General features: G+C 72.0%; 13 protein-coding genes. 10 read left to right on the top strand and 3 right to left on the bottom strand.

Features of this window, described 5'->3' with window-relative positions:
- The first annotated feature begins 140 nt into the window (after nucleotides 1-140).
- From ACZ6KY_RS23025 to holA, 4 genes are all read left to right on the top strand, one after another.
- Nucleotides 141-2,768, top strand: a complete 2,628-nt coding sequence (locus ACZ6KY_RS23025) for a ComEC/Rec2 family competence protein (protein ID WP_469312150.1) — start codon at nucleotides 141-143, stop codon at nucleotides 2,766-2,768.
- A 4-nt stretch (nucleotides 2,769-2,772) separates the two neighbouring features.
- Complete coding sequence (locus ACZ6KY_RS23020) at nucleotides 2,773-3,606, top strand: arylamine N-acetyltransferase family protein (protein WP_469312149.1); 834 nt, start codon at nucleotides 2,773-2,775, stop codon at nucleotides 3,604-3,606.
- A 123-nt stretch (nucleotides 3,607-3,729) separates the two neighbouring features.
- Nucleotides 3,730-3,975 (top strand): hypothetical protein, encoded by a 246-nt coding sequence (locus ACZ6KY_RS23015; protein ID WP_469312148.1) that lies wholly within the window; start codon nucleotides 3,730-3,732, stop codon nucleotides 3,973-3,975.
- Between the two features lie 278 nt (nucleotides 3,976-4,253).
- A complete protein-coding gene (gene holA, locus ACZ6KY_RS23010) occupies nucleotides 4,254-5,240 on the top strand; it encodes a DNA polymerase III subunit delta (RefSeq protein ID WP_469312147.1) in 987 nt (328 codons plus the stop codon).
- A gap of 253 nt (nucleotides 5,241-5,493) precedes the next feature.
- Here holA and rpsT read toward each other — a convergent pair whose 3' ends face one another.
- Nucleotides 5,494-5,760 (bottom strand): 30S ribosomal protein S20, encoded by a 267-nt coding sequence (gene rpsT / locus ACZ6KY_RS23005; protein WP_261702665.1) that lies wholly within the window; start codon nucleotides 5,758-5,760, stop codon nucleotides 5,494-5,496.
- Nucleotides 5,761-6,051: 291 nt separating this feature from the next.
- Between rpsT and lepA the strand changes: the two genes are divergently transcribed.
- From lepA to hemW, 4 genes are all read left to right on the top strand, one after another.
- Nucleotides 6,052-7,920 (top strand): translation elongation factor 4, encoded by a 1,869-nt coding sequence (gene lepA / locus ACZ6KY_RS23000; protein ID WP_469312146.1) that lies wholly within the window; start codon nucleotides 6,052-6,054, stop codon nucleotides 7,918-7,920.
- Between the two features lie 213 nt (nucleotides 7,921-8,133).
- Nucleotides 8,134-10,005: an AMP-dependent synthetase/ligase gene (locus ACZ6KY_RS22995; RefSeq protein ID WP_469312145.1), complete on the top strand. Its 1,872-nt coding sequence runs from the start codon at nucleotides 8,134-8,136 to the stop codon at nucleotides 10,003-10,005.
- A gap of 657 nt (nucleotides 10,006-10,662) precedes the next feature.
- Entirely contained in the window at nucleotides 10,663-12,786 is a 2,124-nt protein-coding gene (locus ACZ6KY_RS22990) for a SpoIIE family protein phosphatase (protein ID WP_469312187.1), read from the top strand.
- 177 nt (nucleotides 12,787-12,963) lie between these two features.
- Complete coding sequence (hemW, locus tag ACZ6KY_RS22985) at nucleotides 12,964-14,196, top strand: radical SAM family heme chaperone HemW (RefSeq protein ID WP_469312144.1); 1,233 nt, start codon at nucleotides 12,964-12,966, stop codon at nucleotides 14,194-14,196.
- 68 nt (nucleotides 14,197-14,264) lie between these two features.
- On the opposite strand, the gene ACZ6KY_RS22980 is transcribed toward hemW, so the two are convergent.
- The gene (locus ACZ6KY_RS22980) at nucleotides 14,265-15,071 is read right to left on the bottom strand and encodes a DUF3097 domain-containing protein (protein WP_469312143.1); all 807 of its coding nucleotides are present in this window, start codon (nucleotides 15,069-15,071) and stop codon (nucleotides 14,265-14,267) included.
- 31 nt (nucleotides 15,072-15,102) lie between these two features.
- A complete protein-coding gene (locus ACZ6KY_RS22975; RefSeq protein ID WP_469312142.1) occupies nucleotides 15,103-15,888 on the bottom strand; it encodes an MBL fold metallo-hydrolase in 786 nt (261 codons plus the stop codon).
- A 178-nt stretch (nucleotides 15,889-16,066) separates the two neighbouring features.
- Here ACZ6KY_RS22975 and hrcA point away from each other — a divergent pair, with 178 nt between their 5' ends.
- Both hrcA and dnaJ read left to right on the top strand, forming a co-directional pair.
- Nucleotides 16,067-17,083 (top strand): heat-inducible transcriptional repressor HrcA, encoded by a 1,017-nt coding sequence (gene hrcA / locus ACZ6KY_RS22970; RefSeq protein WP_469312141.1) that lies wholly within the window; start codon nucleotides 16,067-16,069, stop codon nucleotides 17,081-17,083.
- Nucleotides 17,084-18,220 carry a molecular chaperone DnaJ gene (gene dnaJ, locus ACZ6KY_RS22965; RefSeq protein WP_469312140.1) on the top strand — a complete coding sequence of 379 codons (1,137 nt, stop codon included), beginning with the start codon at nucleotides 17,084-17,086 and terminating at the stop codon, nucleotides 18,218-18,220.
- Nucleotides 18,221-18,295: the final 75 nt, after the last annotated feature.

Raw genomic sequence — 18,295 nt, 5'->3', positions numbered from 1 at the left:
GGCCGGTAGGGATGCCGGAGAGCTCCGAGCCGGTAGCCGCGCGAGGGCTGCGCGGGCCGGAGGCGACGAGGGAGCCTGGTGAGCCGGCAGGTCTTCTGGCCCGTCCGGCAGGTCTCCCCGGCGCTACCGGCCGGAGGTCCGTGCACGCCGACTCGGGGAGCCGGCTGGGGGCCTCGCACCCCAGGGTGGAGGGGCCGACCGATCTCCGGCTCATGGCGCCCGCAGGTGCGGTGTGGCTCACGGCGGCCGTGACGGTCGGGGCGTCGCCGAGCTGGGTCACGGGTGTCGTGGCCGTGTCCCTGGTCGCGAGTGCCGTACTGCTGGCGGCGGGGCGGAGAGGCGCGCCTGCGGGGCGGGGAGGCCCGCGTGTGAGGCAGGGAGGTCCGCGTGCGAGGAGGGGAGACGTGCGTGCGGGGCGGGGAGGCCCGCGTGCGGGGCAGGGGCGAGAGGCGGCCTGGCCGGGGGCGTGGCCGTGGGTGTCCGTCACCGCCGTGCTGCTCTGTGTCGGCGCGGCCGCGGCCTCCGCGGGGCTGCACGGGGCCGACCTGCGACGTGGACCCGTTCCGGCGCTCGCGGAGCGGTTCGCCGACGTGACCGCCGAGGTGGAGATCACCTCCGATCCCCGGCTCACCCGGCCCCGGGTCAACGGGGACCACATCGCCCCGACGGCTCTGCTGTTCGACGCCGACGTCACGCGGGTCGTACAGGGGGACGGCACGGTGGTGGCTACTCGGACGCCGGTACTGGTGATCGTCGACGCGCGCTCGCGACGGGGTTCGCCCCAGGAGGCCGGCACGCGCTCGCGACGGGGTTCGCCCCGGAAGGCCGGCGGGCGTTCGCCCTGGTTGTCGCTGCTGCCGTCCACACGGCTGCGGGTGGCGGCGCGGGTCGTGCCCGCTCTGTCGGACGGGGACGACATCGCGGCGGTGTTGCGGGTGCGGGGGAGCGCGCCGCCGGAGGTGGTGGGAGAGCCGTCCGGACCGCAGCGGTTCGCCGGCCGGCTGCGCGAAGGGCTGCGGGAGGCGACCGACGGACTGGACCCGGACGCGCGGGCGCTGCTGCCAGGGCTGGTGGTCGGGGACACCTCGCGCGTCACGCCGGAGCTGGACGACGCCTTCAAGGCCACCGATCTCACCCACCTCCTCGCGGTCAGCGGGGGCAACCTCGTCATCATCCTCGCGCTGTTCATCGGGCCACCGGGCCTCGCCCAGCGCGTCGAGCGCCGGGGCCTCGCACCCCGGCTCGGTGTCCCGCTCCGGGCGACCGCCTTGCTCGGCGGAGCGCTCACCCTCGCCTTCGTGATCGTGTGCAGGCCGGACCCGAGCGTGCTGCGGGCAGCGGCCTGCGGATCGATCTCGCTGCTCGCCATCGCGACTGGGCGCCGCAGATCGCTGATCCCGGCACTGGCCGCCGCGGTTCTGCTCCTGGTGCTGTACGACCCCTGGCTCGCCCGCAGCTACGGATTCCTGCTCTCCGTCCTCGCGACCGGAGCCCTGCTCACGCTCGCCCCGCGCTGGAGCGCGGCGCTCCAGCGACGTCGTGTGCCTCCGCGCCTGGCCGAGGCGTTCGCCGCTGCCGCCGCCGCACAGACCCTGTGCGCGCCGGTGGTCGCCCTGCTGTCGGCCAGGGTGAGCCTGGTGGCGGTGCCGTGCAATCTGCTCGCGGAGTTCGCGGTCACCCCGGCCACGGTGCTGGGCTTCGCGACACTGGCGACGGCGTCCCTGGCGATGCCGGTGGCCAAAGCCCTGGCGTGGACGGCGAGTTGGCCCGCCCGGTGGATCGCGGGCATCGCGCGCACGGGAGCGGCCCAGCCCGGTGGGGGAGTGGACTGGCCGGATACGTGGGCGGGCGCCCTTCTGCTGGCCCTCGTCACGGTGGTCGTCGTGACCGTCGGCCGACGGCTGCTGAGGCATCCGGTGCTGAGTGGTGTCTGCGCGGTGCTGTTCCTGCTGGTCGTGGTGCGGCCGCCGCCGCTCACCAGGGTGATCACGGGGTGGCCACCGCCCGGCTGGAAGTTCGCGATGTGCGATGTGGGACAAGGCGACGCGACGGTGCTCGCGGTGGGTGACGGAAGTGCGGTGGTGGTGGACGCGGGACCCGACCCGGTGTTGGTCGACCGCTGCCTGAGCACGCTCGGCGTCACCAGAATCCCGCTCGTCGTTCTCACGCACTTCCACGCCGACCATGTCGCGGGACTGCCGGGTGTGCTCCACGGGCGTTCGGTGGGCGCGATCGAGACGACCACCTTCGAAGAACCTTTGGAACAGGCCGAGTTCGTACGAAGGGAGGCGGCCGCACGGCGCATTCCCGTGACCCGGGCCGTGGCGGGGGAGCGGAGGCGCGCGGGAATCCTCGACTGGCGGGTGCTGTGGCCGCCACCGGATCCGGCCCCGCCGCCGGACGGTCCGAACGACGCCAGCGTCACCCTGCTCGTACGGTCCGCGGGGCTGCGGCTTTTGTTGCTCGGCGACCTGGAGCCGCCCGCGCAGCAGGCCTTGTCGAGATCGCCAGCGGCCGCGGAACTGGACGGCGTGGACGTGCTCAAGGTCGCCCATCATGGTTCCGCGTATCAGGATCCGGAGCTCATACGCAGGGTGGCTCCGCGGCTCGCGCTCATTTCCGTGGGCAGCGACAACCCCTATGGACATCCTGCCCCGAGTACGGTCGCGGCTCTGCGGGCCGGGGGCGCGGTGGTGCTGCGTACCGACGAGGACGGCGATCTCGCTGTCACCGGTGCGGGCGAAGGGCTGAGCGTGGCGCGACACTGAACGCATGAATTCCGCACAGGCCGACGCCTACCTTCGCCGTATCGGGGCCCAGCACCCGGCATGGCCCACGTCCGATGTGCTCCGCGAGCTTCAACTGCGCCACCTGCGGACAGTGCCGTTCGAGAACCTGTCGATCCATCTCGGCGAGGAGATCGTGCTGGAGGAGAAGAGGCTGCTGGACAAGGTGGTGGGCGCTCGCCGAGGGGGCTTCTGCTACGAACTGAACGGCGTGTTCGGGGCGTTGCTGGCGTCGCTGGGCTTCGATGTGACGTATCTCGCGGCGCGGGTGTACGGGGACGAGGGGAAGCTCGGGATTCCCTACGACCATCTCGCGCTGCGGGTGCGGACGGTGGACGGGGGCGACTGGCTGACCGATGTCGGATTCGGGGCGCACAGCCACTACCCGTTGTCGTTCATGGAGCGAGGCGAACAGCGGGACCCCGGCGGGATGTTCCGGGTCGTGGAGTCGGGGCCGGACGAGGCGGGAGTGCGGGGTGTCGGCGGGTCGCGGGAGCGCGAGGACCTCGATGTCCACCTGGGCGACAAACGCCAGTACCGCCTGGAGGTACGGCCGCGGGTGCTCGGGGACTTCGTCGTCGGAGCCTGGTGGCACGGCACTTCGCCGCTGTCGCACTTCACTCGGTCCTTGGTCTGTTCGCGGGTCACGGAGGACGGAGGGAGGATCACGCTCAGCGGCCGCAAGTTCACCGTGTCGACGGCCGACGGGACCAAGGAGGTGTCGGAACTGGCCACCGACGAGGAGGTGCTGGCCACTTACCGGGAGAGCTTCGGAATCGAACTGGACCGGGTGCCGGAGGTCAAGGAGGCCGCTCAGTAGCTCAGGTCCGCCAGGGCGCACCGCTACCACGACGCACACGGTCCGCGCCGGTACCACCGCACGTAAGGGCCGCACAGGAGGACCCCGGCGTCGGCCGCGTCGGGCGTATCGGAAGATGTTCATGTGAGCGATGTGAGACATGTACTGGTGCTGCCCGACCGTGATGCGGCGGAAGAGGCGGCGGAGGCCGTCGGCGACCGTTTCGCCCTCGTCGAGGAGCCGCAGCTCGTCCGGGACGCGCTGGCGGGCGAGGACGATGCCGAGGACGCGCAGTGGCTGGTGGTGCTGACGGACCCCGAGGCGCGGCTGGACCCGAAGGAGCTGGACGAGTTCGCGGCCGAGTGGGACGGCTGGCACGAGGAGCCGTAGCCGTAGCCGGAGTTGGGCAAGGCAGGCCTGCTCCAGGCCCCGGCCCAGGCCCCGGCCCAGGCCCCGGCCTAGGCCCCGGCCTAGGCCCCGGCCCAGGCCCCGGCCCCGGCCCCGGCCCCGGCCCCGGCCCCGGCCCCGGCCCCGGCCCCGGCCCAGGCCCCGGCCCCGGCCCAGGCCCAGGGGCAGCGCCAGGCGGGGCGTGGGGGCGGGGGTTCACGCGGGGCGGGGACCGCGGCTCGCGGCTCGGGTTGTCAGTGGCGCGTGGGATGCTTTCGGTGATGGCCAAGAAGACCGCACAAGACGACCCTCTCGCCCCTGTCACGCTGGCAGTGGGCCAGGAGGATCTCCTGCTCGACCGTGCCGTGCAGGAGGTGGTGGCCGCCGCCAGGACCGCCGACGCCGACACGGATGTACGGGACCTCACCCCGGACCAGTTGCAGCCGGGCACGCTCGCCGAGCTGACGAGTCCCTCGCTCTTCTCCGAGCGCAAGGTCGTGGTCGTACGCAACGCGCAGGATCTGTCGGCCGACACGATCAAGGACGTCAAGGCGTATCTGGGGGCGCCCGCCGAGGAGATCACCCTGGTGCTCCTGCACGCGGGCGGGGCCAAGGGCAAGGGGCTGCTCGATGCCGCGCGCAAGGTGGGAGCGCGGGAGGTCGCGTGTCCCAAGATGACGAAGCCCGCGGACCGGCTGGCCTTCGTGCGGAGCGAGTTCCGGGCGCTGGGCCGGGCGGCCGCACCCGAGGCCTGTCAGGCGCTGGTGGACTCCATCGGGAGCGATCTGCGGGAGCTGGCGTCCGCCGTGTCGCAGCTGACCGCGGATGTCGAGGGGACGATCGACGAGGCCGTCGTCGGGCGGTACTACACAGGGCGGGCGGAGGCTTCCAGCTTCACCGTGGCCGACCGGGCCGTGGAGGGGCGGGCCGCGGAGGCGCTGGAGGCGTTGCGGTGGTCGCTGTCGACCGGCGTGGCGCCCGTCCTGATCACCAGTGCGCTCGCGCAAGGGGTGCGGGCGATCGGAAAGCTGTCCTCCGCGCGGGGCGGCAGGCCCGCCGACCTGGCCCGTGAGCTGGGGATGCCGCCGTGGAAGATCGATCGCGTGCGGCAGCAGATGCGGGGATGGACGCCGGACGGGGTCGCCATGGCGCTCACGGCCGTCGCGGAAGCTGATGCCGGGGTCAAGGGCGGCGGGGACGATCCCGAGTACGCCCTGGAGAAGGCGGTCGTGGCCATCGCCCGGGCGGCTCGCTCCGGTCGGCGTTAGCCGCACACCGGGTCGCTCCGACCCGAACGTCCGAGGGCCCCGTACGGGAACAGCCACCGCACACCGAAGGCCCCGCTCGTTCTCCCGGGGAAGGGAGGGGCGGGGCCTTCGGTTCGAGATGGTGGACTCACGCCCGCGTGGCGAACGCAGATCGTGCGTGAATCCGGGGTGTCGGTCGGGAGCGGGAGAGAGGGCCCGCTCGGGTCCGGCCGACGGTCAAGTCAGGGGTTGAGCCCCGGAGGGCTCAGCCGACTCAGCCCTTGAGGGCGGCGACCTTCGAAGCAAGCGCCGACTTCTTGTTGGCGGCCTGGTTCTTGTGGATGACGCCCTTCGAGACGGCCTTGTCGAGAGCGCGCGACGCGGCGCGCGTGTACTCGGTGGCCTTCTCGACGTCACCCGCGGCAGACGCCTCGCGGGCCTTGCGGATCGCGGTCTTCAGAGAGGACTTGACGGCCTTGTTGCGCAGCCGGGCCTTCTCGTTGGTCTTGATCCGCTTGATCTGGGACTTGATGTTCGCCACGAATGAGCCTTTACAGGTTCAGGCGCGCGAGACGACACGTCTCACTCGCCGTTTGATTTTCTTGGGTGCGTCTCCTGCAGAGAGGGCACGAGACACAGCTACCCAGGCTACCAGTCGCCGTACGACCGGCCCAAACCGGCCGCCCGCCCTGGTCGAGAGGCCCCCCGAACCGGTTGCGGCCTGCCCCGCTCACGCGGACCGAACCGGTCGCAGCTCCCCACGCGTGGGACCATGGAACCTACGTATCGATCCGACCCGAGGCGACAGGCGCCTCAAGAGACAGGACCCTGCGTGCCCGCGACCCCTAACAATGTGCCCGAGCCGAGCCGTACCGCCCCGGCTCTGATCCGCAATTTCTGCATCATCGCGCACATCGACCACGGCAAGTCCACGCTCGCCGACCGCATGCTCCAGCTGACCGGGGTGGTCGACCCGCGGCAGATGCGTGCTCAGTACCTCGACCGTATGGACATCGAGCGCGAGCGTGGCATCACGATCAAGTCCCAGGCGGTCCGGCTGCCCTGGGCGCCGACCGAGGACCCGGGCAAGACCCACATCCTCAACATGATCGACACCCCCGGGCACGTCGACTTCACGTACGAGGTGTCCCGGTCCCTCGCGGCCTGTGAGGGCACGGTCCTGCTGGTCGACGCGGCCCAGGGCATCGAGGCGCAGACTCTCGCCAACCTCTACCTGGCGATGGAGAACGACCTCAAGATCATCCCCGTACTGAACAAGATCGACCTGCCGGCCGCCCAGCCGGAGAAGTTCTCCGAGGAGCTCGCCAACCTCATCGGGTGCGACCCCGAGGACGTGCTGAAGGTCTCCGCCAAGACCGGCCTGGGTGTCGAGGCGCTGCTCGACCGGGTCGTCGCGGAGATCCCCGCCCCGGTCGGGGTCCAGGACGCCCCCGCCCGCGCGATGATCTTCGACTCGGTCTACGACTCCTACCGCGGTGTCGTGACGTACGTGCGTGTCATCGACGGGCAGCTCAACAAGCGTGAGCGCATCCGGATGATGTCCACCGGCGCGACCCACGAGCTGCTGGAGATCGGGGTCTCGGCCCCGGAGATGAAGGCGGCCGACGGGCTCGGTGTCGGTGAGGTGGGTTACCTCATCACCGGTGTGAAGGACGTCCGCCAGTCCAAGGTCGGTGACACGATCACCACCCTGCACAACGGTGCGACCGAGTCGCTCGGCGGGTACAAGGAGCCCAGGCCCATGGTCTTCTCGGGCCTGTATCCGCTGGACGGGTCCGACTACCCCGAGCTGCGCGAGGCCCTGGACAAGCTCCAGCTCAACGACGCCGCGCTGGTGTACGAGCCGGAGACGTCGGCGGCGCTGGGCTTCGGCTTCCGGGTCGGTTTCCTCGGGCTGCTGCACCTCGACGTGATCCGTGAGCGGCTGGAGCGCGAGTTCGGGCTCGACCTGATCGCGACCGCGCCGAACGTGGTCTACCGCGTCGAGATGGAGGACCGCAGCGAGCACGTGGTCACCAACCCGAGCGAGTTCCCCGAGGGCAAGATCGACAAGGTGTACGAGCCCGTCGTGCGGGCGACCGTCCTCGCCCCCTCGGAGTTCATCGGCGCGATCATGGAGCTGTGCCAGACCAGGCGCGGCACCCTGCTCGGCATGGACTACCTCTCCGAGGACCGGGTCGAGATCCGCTACACCCTGCCGCTCGCGGAGATCGTCTTCGACTTCTTCGACCAGCTGAAGTCCAAGACCCGCGGCTATGCCTCGCTGGACTACGAGCCCACCGGCGAGCAGGCCTCCAGCCTGGTCAAGGTCGACATCCTGCTGCACGGCGACAAGGTCGACGCCTTCTCGGCGGTCACGCACAAGGACGCGGCGTACGCGTACGGGGTCCGGCTGGTCGCCAAGCTGCGCGAGCTGATCCCGCGACAGGCCTTCGAGGTGCCGATCCAGGCGGCCGTCGGCTCCCGGGTCATCGCCCGCGAGACCATCCGCGCCATCCGCAAGGACGTCCTCGCCAAGTGTTACGGCGGTGACATCTCCCGTAAGCGGAAGCTGCTGGAGAAGCAGAAGGAGGGCAAGAAGCGGATGAAGATGGTGGGCTCTGTGGAGGTTCCGCAGGAGGCCTTCATCTCCGTGCTGTCCAGCGACGACAGCGGCGGCTCGGCCAAGGGCAAGAAGTAGTCACGCCGAATGCCGTAATTCAGGGCCCGTCGCGCTTCGGCGCGGCGGGCCCTGTGCTTGTCTCCGGGGTGTGTCCTGGAGGAAGAGACGGACCGTCGCCTCTTACGCACCGGCCGGACGCGCTCTAGTCTGATCTCTGCTCGGTAGTTACTCGCGAGTTAAACAACAGCCGCAATTGAGCCAGCCGCACTGCCGCGGGCCCCGGAGGATGTCGTGAGCGACACACAGACCCTGATCGAGAACCGTCCGCCGTCCGTCGCGGCCCTCTTCCTTGAGCGCGTGGCGGCCACACCCGACGCCGAGGCATACCGCTACCCGGTACCGGCCTCGGGCGACGGCCCGGACGAGTGGAAGTCGCTGACCTGGGCGCAGGCCGCCGAGCGGGTCTACGCCATCGCGGCCGGTCTGATCGAACTGGGCGTAGAGCCTGAGCAGCGCGTCGCGCTCGCCTCCTCGACCCGGGTCGAGTGGATCCTGGCCGACCTCGGCATCCTCTGCGCGGGCGCGGCCACCACGACCGTGTACCCGCAGACCAACGCCGAGGAGTCGGCGTTCATCCTCTCCGACTCCGCGAGCAAGATCCTCATCGCGGAGGACGCGGCCCAGCTCGCCAAGGCCCGGGAGAAGCGCGCGGAGCTTCCCGAGCTCACGCGGGTCGTCGTCATCGACCCGCGGGGTGTGGAGACCGACGACTGGGTCCTCACGCTGACCGAGCTGGAGGCGCGCGGCACCGCGTACCTGGAGAAGCACCCCGAGCTGATCAAGGAGCGCGTCGGCGCGATCACCGCCGACCAGCTCGCGACCCTCATCTACACCTCCGGCACCACGGGCCGTCCCAAGGGTGTCCGCCTGCCGCACGACAACTGGTCGTACATGGCGAAGGCGATCGCCTCGACCGGCCTGGTCGGCCAGGACGACGTCCAGTACCTGTGGCTGCCGCTCGCGCACGTCTTCGGCAAGGTCCTCACCTCCGGCCAGATCGAGGTCGGGCACGTCACCGCCGTCGACGGCCGCGTGGACAAGATCATCGATAATCTGCCGATCGTACGGCCGACGTACATGGCGGCCGTGCCGCGCATCTTCGAGAAGGTCTACAACGGGGTCGCGGCCAAGGCGAGGGCCGGCGGCGGCGCCAAGTACAAGATCTTCCAGTGGGCCGCCGAGGTCTCCCGCGAGTACGCGAAGGCCAGCCAGGACAACTTCCGCCGTACCGGCTCGGCCTCCGTGCCCTTCGCGCTCGGCGCCAAGCACAAGGTCGCCGACGCGCTCGTCTTCGCCAAGATCCGCGAGGCCTTCGGCGGCAACCTGCGCGCCTGTGTCTCCGGCTCGGCCGCGCTCGCGCCGGAGATCGGCTACTTCTTCGCCGGCGCCGGCATCCACATCCTGGAGGGCTACGGGCTCACCGAGTCCTCCGCCGCCTCCTTCGTGAACCCCGGCGAGGCCTACCGCACCGGCACGGTCGGCAAGCCGCTGCCCGGCACCGAGGTGCGCATCGCGGACGACGGCGAGATCCTGCTGCGCGGCCCCGGCATCATGGAGGGCTACCACGGGCTGCCCGAGAAGACCGCCGAGGTGCTGGAGGCCGACGGCTGGTTCCACACGGGTGACATCGGTGAGCTGTCCCCGGACGGCTACCTCCGCATCACCGACCGCAAGAAGGACCTCATCAAGACCTCGGGCGGCAAGTACATCTCGCCCGCCGAGGCCGAGGGCCAGTTCAAGGCGGTGTGCCCGTACGTCTCCAACATCCTCGTGCACGGCGCCGACCGGAACTTCTGCACCGCGCTCATCGCTCTCGACGAGCCGTCCATCCTGGAGTGGGCGAAGGACAACGGCCTCGGGGGCAAGTCGTACGCCGAGGTCGTCGCGGCGCCCGCCACCGTAGCCCTCGTCGAGGGCTACGTGAAGGAGCTCAACGGGGGCCTGCAGCGCTGGCAGACCATCAAGAAGTTCCGTCTCCTGCCCCGCGACCTGGACATCGAGCACGGCGAGATCACTCCGAGCCTCAAGCTGAAGCGCCCGGTCGTCGAGCGGGAGTACAAGCACCTGATCGACGAGATGTACGCGGGCACCCGCGAGGCATAACCCTCGCCCCGTCCCTTACGGAGGCGGTGGCGCGCAGGACTTCTCCGCGACCGAGCGGCGGAGCCCCGGCGCGTCCCCGCCCCCGGCGCGGCTCCTGCGCGCTCCTGTACGCGGGTGGAGCCCTGGCCGGGCTTGCTCACCAGGGCGATGCCCCGCACCCGGGCCGTCAGCCCGCACGCAACCGTGTTGACCGCCTCGGCCATGTCCCGCCAACTCCCGGACAGCCGCGTCATCTTGGCCCGGCCGCCGGACGCTCGTCGAGCCGCCCGTGCCGGGCCGGCTCCGTGCGGCCCCGCTGCGCCTCGGAGTCGAAGCGGGAGCCCCGGTCCATGATCCGGTGGAGCACCGTGCCCGGTTCGGCGACCGGTCCATGACTCGACCCGCCTCGGGCGCCCTGCCGAAACCGCCGTCCCGCGCCGCCGTCATCGCGGTGAACAGTCGCGGTGAACAGGGGACGCGGATCGGATGCTCGAACCTGTCCGTCTTCGGAGCACATCCATACCACTGTTCTCACTCATGACGGCCCACTTCGGTGACTCCGTGCTTATGGGTGCCGCCAGTCTGTCACCCTGGCCGCATCGTTCGAGATGTGGATGTATTCGTCCGAACTGCCCAGGGAGCCGCACAGTGGGGGCCATTCCGACGCAACGCGAGTCCATGGCGTGTGCCCCGGACGAGCCCGCGCACCACCGCGCCGGCCGGGACGTCGTGTCACGTACGTCATTGCCGGGCACTCCGCTCGCCCCCGGAGCCGCGCGCCGTTTCCTCCGTGACACCCTCCTGAGCTGGGCCGAACTGGCCCTGCCCGGCGCCGAGATCATCGACGACCGGCTCAGCGACGACGCCGCCGTGGTGGTCAGCGAACTCGTCACCAACGCCGTCGTGCACGCGGGCACCGACGTCGAGCTGCTGTGCCGCCTGGAGTCCCCGGCCGACGGCCCGCCCGGCCCGCTGGTCGTCGAGGTATCCGACCATCACCCCTCCCGTGCCATACGGGAGGACGGCGCCGAACCCCCTTACGGAACACCGGAGTACGGGCGGGGCCTGCGCCTCGTCTCCGCGCTCTCCGAGGCCTGGGGGATCACCTACCGCCCGGGCGTCAAGACGGTGTGGTCGAGGCTGCTGGTCGACGGGGGCGCCGGCGCCCTGCCCGGGGCCGATGTCTTCGCGGACGCGGGCGACCCGCGCCGGCCGGGCGGATCGGCGGACGCCAAGGGTCTCCCCGGAACCGGCGGGCTCGCGGACGCCCAGGGTGTCCCCGGACCGGGTGGGCCCACCGGTGCCGACGGGCTCCGGGGACCGGGCGGGTTCGCGGAGGCCGACGGGTTCGCGGGCGCGCGGGACGGGGCGGAGGGGGCCGCGGTCGGCGCGTACGGCGAGGGGTGGGCCCCGGGGTACGGGCGGCCCGGGGCCGGCGACGAGCCGTATCCCGCGATATCCGCCTCCCGGGTGCCCCGGAGCGGCGCGCGGGGCCACGAGTGGCTCGACCGGGGCGCCCTCTCCTTTCTCGCCGAGGCCTCCGACCTGCTCGCCGGGCAGCTCGACGAGGACCTGGTCGCGGCGCTGGCCGGACAGCTCCTCGTCCCGCGCCTCGCCGACTGGTGCGCCGTGTGGCTGGAGGACGAGGCCACCGACCGGGCGGGCGGTCTCGGCCTCGCTCTGGGACCCCGTCTCGCCCGCGTCTGGCACGGCAGCGAGAACCTCGTCGAGGGACTGCGCCGCTCCCTGGAGCAGGACCCGCCGCGGCTGCCCGACGCGGTGCGCTCCCGGGCCGTCCCGGTGCCCTGGCCCGGCGAGGCGCTGGGCGCCCGCGGGGCGAGCGGCGCGGCGCTGGCGTACCGGCTGATCGCGGGCGGCCGGCCGCTGGGCACGCTCGTCATCGGGCGGGCCGGACTGCTCGGCTTCCCCGACGAGGTCACCGGGCTCGTCGAGGATCTCAGCCGCCGGATCGCCCTCGCCATCGGCGCGGCCCGCCAGTACGCGCGCCAGGCCACCATCAGCCGGGTCCTCCAGCGCGGACTGCTGCCGGGCGCGGTCGCCGAGATTCCCGGGGTACGCAGCGCCCTCGTCTACGAGCCGCTCGACAAGGGCGGGCCGAGCGGCGACTTCTACGACGTGTTCCCGGCCGGCGACGGGCGCTGGTGCTTCGCCGTCGGCGATGTCCAGGGCAAGGGCCCCGAGGCCGCCGTCGTGATCGGCCTGGCCCGGCCCTGGCTGCGGCTGCTGGCCCGCGAGGGCTACGACGTCGCCGACGTCCTCGACCGCCTCAACCAGCTCCTCCTCGACGACGCCACGGAGGTCGCGGACGCGGCGGCCCGCGCGCTCGTGGCCGCCGGCGGACCCGGGCTCGGCGGCGACCCCGGCCCGCAGACGCGCTTCCTCTCCATGCTCTACGGCGAACTGGTCCCCTTCGACGGCGGAGTGCGCTGCACCCTGGCCTCGGCGGGACACCCGCTGCCCCTGCTGCTGGGCCCCGACGGCGACGTACGGGAGGTGGCCCGGCCGCAGACCCTGCTCGGCGTCTTCGAGGACCCCGACTACACCTCAGAGTCCTTCGAGCTGTACCCCGGGGACACCCTGCTGTGCGTCACCGACGGCGTGACGGAGCGGCGCGACGGCTCCCGCCAGTTCGACGACGACGACGGTCTCGCGCAGGCCCTCGCGGGCTGCGCCGGCCTGAACGCCGAGCTGATCGCGGAACGGATCCGCGGGCTGGTCCACGAGTTCGGCACCCGCCCGCCGGAGGACGACATGGCCCTGCTGGTGCTGCAGGCGGAGTGACTCCCGAGGCGCCCGGCACCGCGTCCCCGCGAGCCCCGCACCCCGCGGTTGCGGGCCGCGTACCCCGCCGGTCCGGGCTGGGTGCGAGACCGCTGCCCGGCCGGTCCGGGAACGGGACGGTTCGGTCCGGATACGGGACGGAACCGCGCGCCCCGCCCGTACTGGACAATGGAAGGCATGCCTTCCGCACTTCCCGACGGTGAGCCCGTCCCCGACGACGGGGCGCTGCCCGCGCACGCCCTGGACGGGGCGGCCGAGCGGCCCCTCGGGTTCTACCTCCACGTGCCGTACTGCGCGACCCGCTGCGGCTACTGCGACTTCAACACCTACACGGCGACCGAGCTGCGGGGCAGCGGCGGTGTGCTCGCCTCCCGCGACAACTACGCGGACACCCTCACCGACGAGGTCCGCCTCGCCCGCAAGGTCCTGGGCGACGACCCCCGCCCGGTCCGTACGGTCTTCGTCGGAGGCGGTACGCCCACACTGCTGGCCGCCGACGATCTCGTACGGATGCTGGGGGCGATCCGTGACGAGTTCGGGCTCGCGGACGACGCGGAGATCACGACGGAGGCGAACCCGGAGTCGGTCGACCCGGAGTACCTCGCGACGCTGCGCGCCGGCGGCTTCAACCGGATCTCCTTCGGCATGCAGAGCGCCCGGCAGCACGTCCTGAAGGTGCTCGACCGTACGCACACCCCGGGCCGCCCCGAGGCCTGTGTCGCCGAGGCCCGAGCGGCCGGATTCGCACATGTGAACCTGGATCTGATCTACGGCACACCGGGCGAGTCGGACGACGACTGGCGGGCATCGCTCGAAGCGGCCCTCGGCGCGGGTCCCGACCACATCTCCGCGTACGCGCTCATCGTCGAGGAGGGCACGCAGCTCGCGCGCCGCATCCGCCGCGGCGAGGTCCCCATGACGGACGACGACGTGCACGCGGACCGCTATCTCATCGCGGACGAGGTGATGTCGGCGGCGGGCTTCGACTGGTACGAGGTGTCGAACTGGGCCACCGCCGAGGCCGGCCGCTGCCTGCACAACGAGCTCTACTGGCGGGGCGCCGACTGGTGGGGCGCGGGCCCCGGCGCGCACAGCCATGTGGGCGGTGTTCGCTGGTGGAACGTGAAACATCCGGGGGCGTACGCGGCCGCGCTGGCCTCGGGCCGCTCGCCGGGCGCGGGGCGTGAGCTCCTCTCCGACGAGGACCGCCGGGTCGAGCGGATCCTCCTCGAACTGCGGCTGCGCGAGGGCTGCCCGCTCTCCCTGCTCCGCCCCGACGGGCTCGCGGCCTCCCGCCGCGCCCTGTCCGACGGGCTCCTCGAAACCGGTCCGTACGACGCCGGCCGCACGGTCCTCACCCTGCGCGGGCGGCTGCTCGCGGACGCGGTCGTCCGGGACCTGGTGGACTGAACGCCGCCGCCCCGCCCCGGTGCAGCCGTCCCCGGCTCCGGCGGCGCGAGCGGCCGGGAGCCGCCCCGTCACTCCGGAGCCGTGACGAAGTCGATCAGCTCCTCCACCCGGCCCAGGAGTTCCGGCTCCAGGTCCTTGTAGGAGTGGACCCGGGACAGGATGTGCTGCCAGGCCGCGCCGGTGTTCTCCGGCCAGCCCAGGGCCCGGCACACGCCCGTCTTCCAGTCCTGGCCGCGCGGGACCCGGGGCCAGCCCGGGATGCCCGCGGAGGACGGCTTCACGGCCTCCCAGACGTCGATGTACGGGTGGCCGAGCACCAGGGCGTGCTCGCTCGTGACCGCCGCGGCGATCCTGGACTCCTTCGAACCGGGCACCAGGTGGTCGACGAGGACGCCGAGCCGGGCGTCCGGGCCCGGGTCGAACGCGGCCACGATCGCCGGGAGGTCGTCGACGCCCTCCAGGTACTCCACGACGACGCCCTCGACGCGCAGGTCGTCGCCCCAGACCCGCTCGACCAGTTCGGCGTCGTGGCGGCCCTCGACGTAGATGCGTCCGGCCCGCGCGACCCGGGCGCGGGCGCCGGGCACCGCCACGGAACCGGATGCCGTACGGCTGGGGCGTACGGGCGCCGCGGCCGTCGGGCGCACCAGCGTCACCACCCTGCCCTCCAGGAGGAAACCGCGCGGCTCCAGCGGGAACACCCGGTGCTTGCCGAAGCGGTCCTCCAGGGTCACCGTGCCGGCCTCGCAGCGGATCACCGCGCCGCAGAAGCCGGTGCCGGGCTCCTCGACCACCAGACCGGGGTCCGCGGGGACCTCGGGCACGGGCTTGGGCTTCTTCCACGGCGGGGTCAGGTCCGGAGAGTACTGGCGCATTCGGATGACGATAGGAGAAGCCCGGCGGTGATCACCGCGACACGCCGGAACCTCCCGAGCCGGAACCTCCCGAGCCGGAACCTCCCGCGCCGGAACCCGCCGCGCCGAAACGTTCGGCCAGGGCGTCCCGCTGGGCCCGTACGAACGCGGCGTCCACGACCGCCCCGTGACCGGGCACGTACCGCGCGTTCTCGCCGCCGAGGGCGAGCAGCCGGTCGAGGGCGGCGGGCCAGCGCGACGGCACGGCGTCGGGTCCCGCCTGCGGCTCACCGGACTCCTCGACCAGGTCGCCGCAGAACACCACCGCCGGGTCGCCCGGCACCACGACCACGAGGTCGTGGGCGGTGTGTCCCTCACCCGTCCGCACCAGCCGGACCCCGACGCCACCGTCGAGCTCCAGGTTCCGGGTGTCCCGGACGAGCTCCCGGGGACGTACGAGGATGTCGGCCGCCTCCTCCGCCGCCCGCGGGCCGAGACCGTTGCGCACCGCGTCCGCGCACAGCTCCCCGCGACCGTTCTCGTACACCTCGGCCGAGCCGTCCGCGGCCAGGATCTGCGCGCCCGCGAACGCCGCGGCGCCGAATACATGGTCGAAATGCGGGTGGGTGAGCGCGAGATGGGTCACACGGTGCTTGGCCAGAGCCTGCGCCTCCCGGCGCAACCGCGCGCCCTCCGCGAGGCTCGATCCCGCGTCGATCATCAGCGCCGCGCCCTCGCCGACGACGAGCCCGACCGTGCAGTCCCAGCCGGGAAGCCGCCGCCGCCCGACCCGGGGCGCCACCCTTTCCCACCCCAGCTCTTCCCAAGTCAGCCTCATGCGGCGACGCTAACGGTGACCGGGTGCCGTGCACGGCATCGCAGGCCCGCCCTTGCCGGGGTCGTGCCTCACCGCCGTACACTGGGCCGGGGAACGCTGGCACTCCCGTGCGCCGAGTGCCAGACGAAAGCCACGAAGGCCACGAAGACCACCGAGTCGACTTCTGGAGGTGTGCGCGATGCTCAGTGAACGCAGGCTCGAGGTGCTCCGCGCCATCGTCCAGGACTATGTGGGCACCGAGGAACCGGTCGGTTCCAAGGCGCTCACCGAGCGGCACCGGCTGGGCGTCTCACCGGCGACCGTCCGCAACGACATGGCCGCCCTGGAGGACGAGGGCTACATCGCCCAGCCGCACACCAGCGCCGGCCGCATCCCCACGGACAAGGGATACCGGCTCTTCGTCGACAAGCTCGCCGGCGTCAAGCCGATGACCGCGCCCGAGCGGCGCGCCATCCAGAACTTCCTGGGCGGAGCCGTCGACCTCGACGACGTCGTCGGGCGGACCGTGCGGCTGCTCGCGCAGCTCACCCGGCAGGTCGCCGTCGTGCAGTACCCCTCGCTGACCCGCTCGACCGTGCGCCATGTGGAGCTGCTGTCACTCGCCCCCGCGCGGGTGATGCTCGTGCTGATCACGGACACCGGCCGGGTCGAACAGCGCATGATCAACTGTCCGGTTCCGTTCGGCGAGACCTCGCTGGCGGATCTGCGGGCCCGGCTCAACAGCCGGGTCGCGGGACGCCCCTTCGCGGACGTCCCGCAGCTCGTCCAGGACCTCCCGGACGCCTTCGAGGCGGAGGACCGGGGTACGGTCTCGACGGTGCTCTCCACACTGCTGGAGACACTCGTCGAGGAGACCGAGGAGCGGCTGATGATCGGCGGTACCGCCAATCTCACGCGATTCGGACATGACTTCCCTCTCACCATCCGGCCGGTGCTCGAAGCGCTGGAGGAGCAGGTCGTGCTCCTCAAGTTGCTTGGAGAGGCCGGGGATTCGAGCATGACCGTGCGAATCGGGCACGAGAACGCGTATGAGGGACTCAACTCCACGTCCGTGGTCTCGGTCGGCTACGGTTCGGGCGGCGAGGCAGTAGCCAAACTCGGCGTGGTCGGCCCGACCCGCATGGATTACCCGGGAACGATGGGAGCGGTACGAGCGGTGGCACGGTACGTCGGACAGATCCTGGCGGAGTCATAAGTGGCCACGGACTACTACGCCGTACTCGGCGTGCGCCGCGACGCGTCCCAGGACGAGATCAAGAAGGCGTTCCGGAGGCTCGCTCGCGAGCTTCACCCGGACGTCAATCCCGATCCGAAGACGCAGGAGCGGTTCAAGGAGATCAACGCCGCGTACGAGGTGTTGTCGGACCCGCAGAAGAAGCAGGTCTACGACCTCGGTGGCGACCCGCTGTCCCAGCAGGGCGGCGGCGCGGCCGGCGGCTTCGGCGCGGGCGGCTTCGGTAACTTCTCCGACATCATGGACGCCTTCTTCGGCACGGCGTCGCAGCGTGGACCGCGCTCGCGCACCCGCCGCGGCCAGGACGCCATGATCCGGTTGGAGATCGAGCTCGACGAGGCGGCCTTCGGCACCACGAAGGACATCCAGGTCGACACGGCCGTCGTCTGCGCCACCTGCAACGGTGAGGGCGCGGCGCCCGGGACCTCCGCGCAGACCTGTGACATGTGCCGCGGTCGCGGCGAGGTGTCCCAGGTGACGCGGTCGTTCCTCGGCCAGGTCATGACCTCACGGCCGTGTCCGCAGTGCCAGGGCTTCGGCACCGTGGTCCCGACCCCGTGCCACGAGTGCGCGGGCGACGGCCGGGTCCGGTCCCGTCGCACCCTCACGGTCAAGATCCCGGCCGGTGTGGACAACGGCACACGGATCCAGCTCGCGGGCGAGGGCGAGGTCGGCCCCGGCGGCGGCCCCGCCGGCGACCTGTACGTCGAGATCCACGAGCTGCCGCACTCGACGTTCCAGCGTCGCGGCGACGACCTGCACTGCACGGTCACCCTCCCGATGACGGCGGCGTCCCTCGGCACCAAGGTGCCGCTGGAGACGCTCGACGGCATGGAGGAGGTCGACATCCGTCCGGGCACGCAGTCCGGCCAGTCGATCCCGCTGCACGGCCGGGGCGTCACCCACCTGCGCGGCGGCGGCCGCGGCGACCTCATCGTGCACGTCGAGGTCACCACGCCGACCAAGCTCGACGCGGAGCAGGAGCGGGTGCTGCGCGAGCTCGCCATACTGCGCGGCGAGGAGCGGCCCACCGGCCAGTTCCAGCCCGGTCAGCAGGGGCTCTTCTCCCGGCTGAAGGACGCCTTCAACGGCCGCTGATCCAGGCGCGGCGCGGGGTGGGAACACCACCCCGTGTCCGCCGCCCCGAAGCCCGTTTCCGGGCGGACGGCCGGA

It is taken from the genome of Streptomyces sp. NPDC042002 (assembly GCF_055588305.1).
The sequence above is the reverse complement of the archived record's forward strand: the minus strand, read 5'-3'. Positions and strand labels throughout refer to the sequence as shown.

Bases quoted from the DNA above. Each gene is read 5' to 3' on its own strand.
- ACZ6KY_RS22990 (WP_469312187.1), top strand. From the start codon at position 10,663: ATGGCGTGTGCCCCGGACGAGCCCGCGCACCACCGCGCCGGCCGGGAC.
- ACZ6KY_RS22975 (WP_469312142.1), bottom strand. From the start codon at position 15,888: ATGAGGCTGACTTGGGAAGAGCTGGGGTGGGAAAGGGTGGCGCCCCGG.
- ACZ6KY_RS23020 (WP_469312149.1), top strand. From the start codon at position 2,773: ATGAATTCCGCACAGGCCGACGCCTACCTTCGCCGTATCGGGGCCCAG.
- hemW (WP_469312144.1), top strand. From the start codon at position 12,964: ATGCCTTCCGCACTTCCCGACGGTGAGCCCGTCCCCGACGACGGGGCG.
- holA (WP_469312147.1), top strand. From the start codon at position 4,254: ATGGCCAAGAAGACCGCACAAGACGACCCTCTCGCCCCTGTCACGCTG.
- ACZ6KY_RS22980 (WP_469312143.1), bottom strand. From the start codon at position 15,071: ATGCGCCAGTACTCTCCGGACCTGACCCCGCCGTGGAAGAAGCCCAAG.
- hrcA (WP_469312141.1), top strand. From the start codon at position 16,067: ATGCTCAGTGAACGCAGGCTCGAGGTGCTCCGCGCCATCGTCCAGGAC.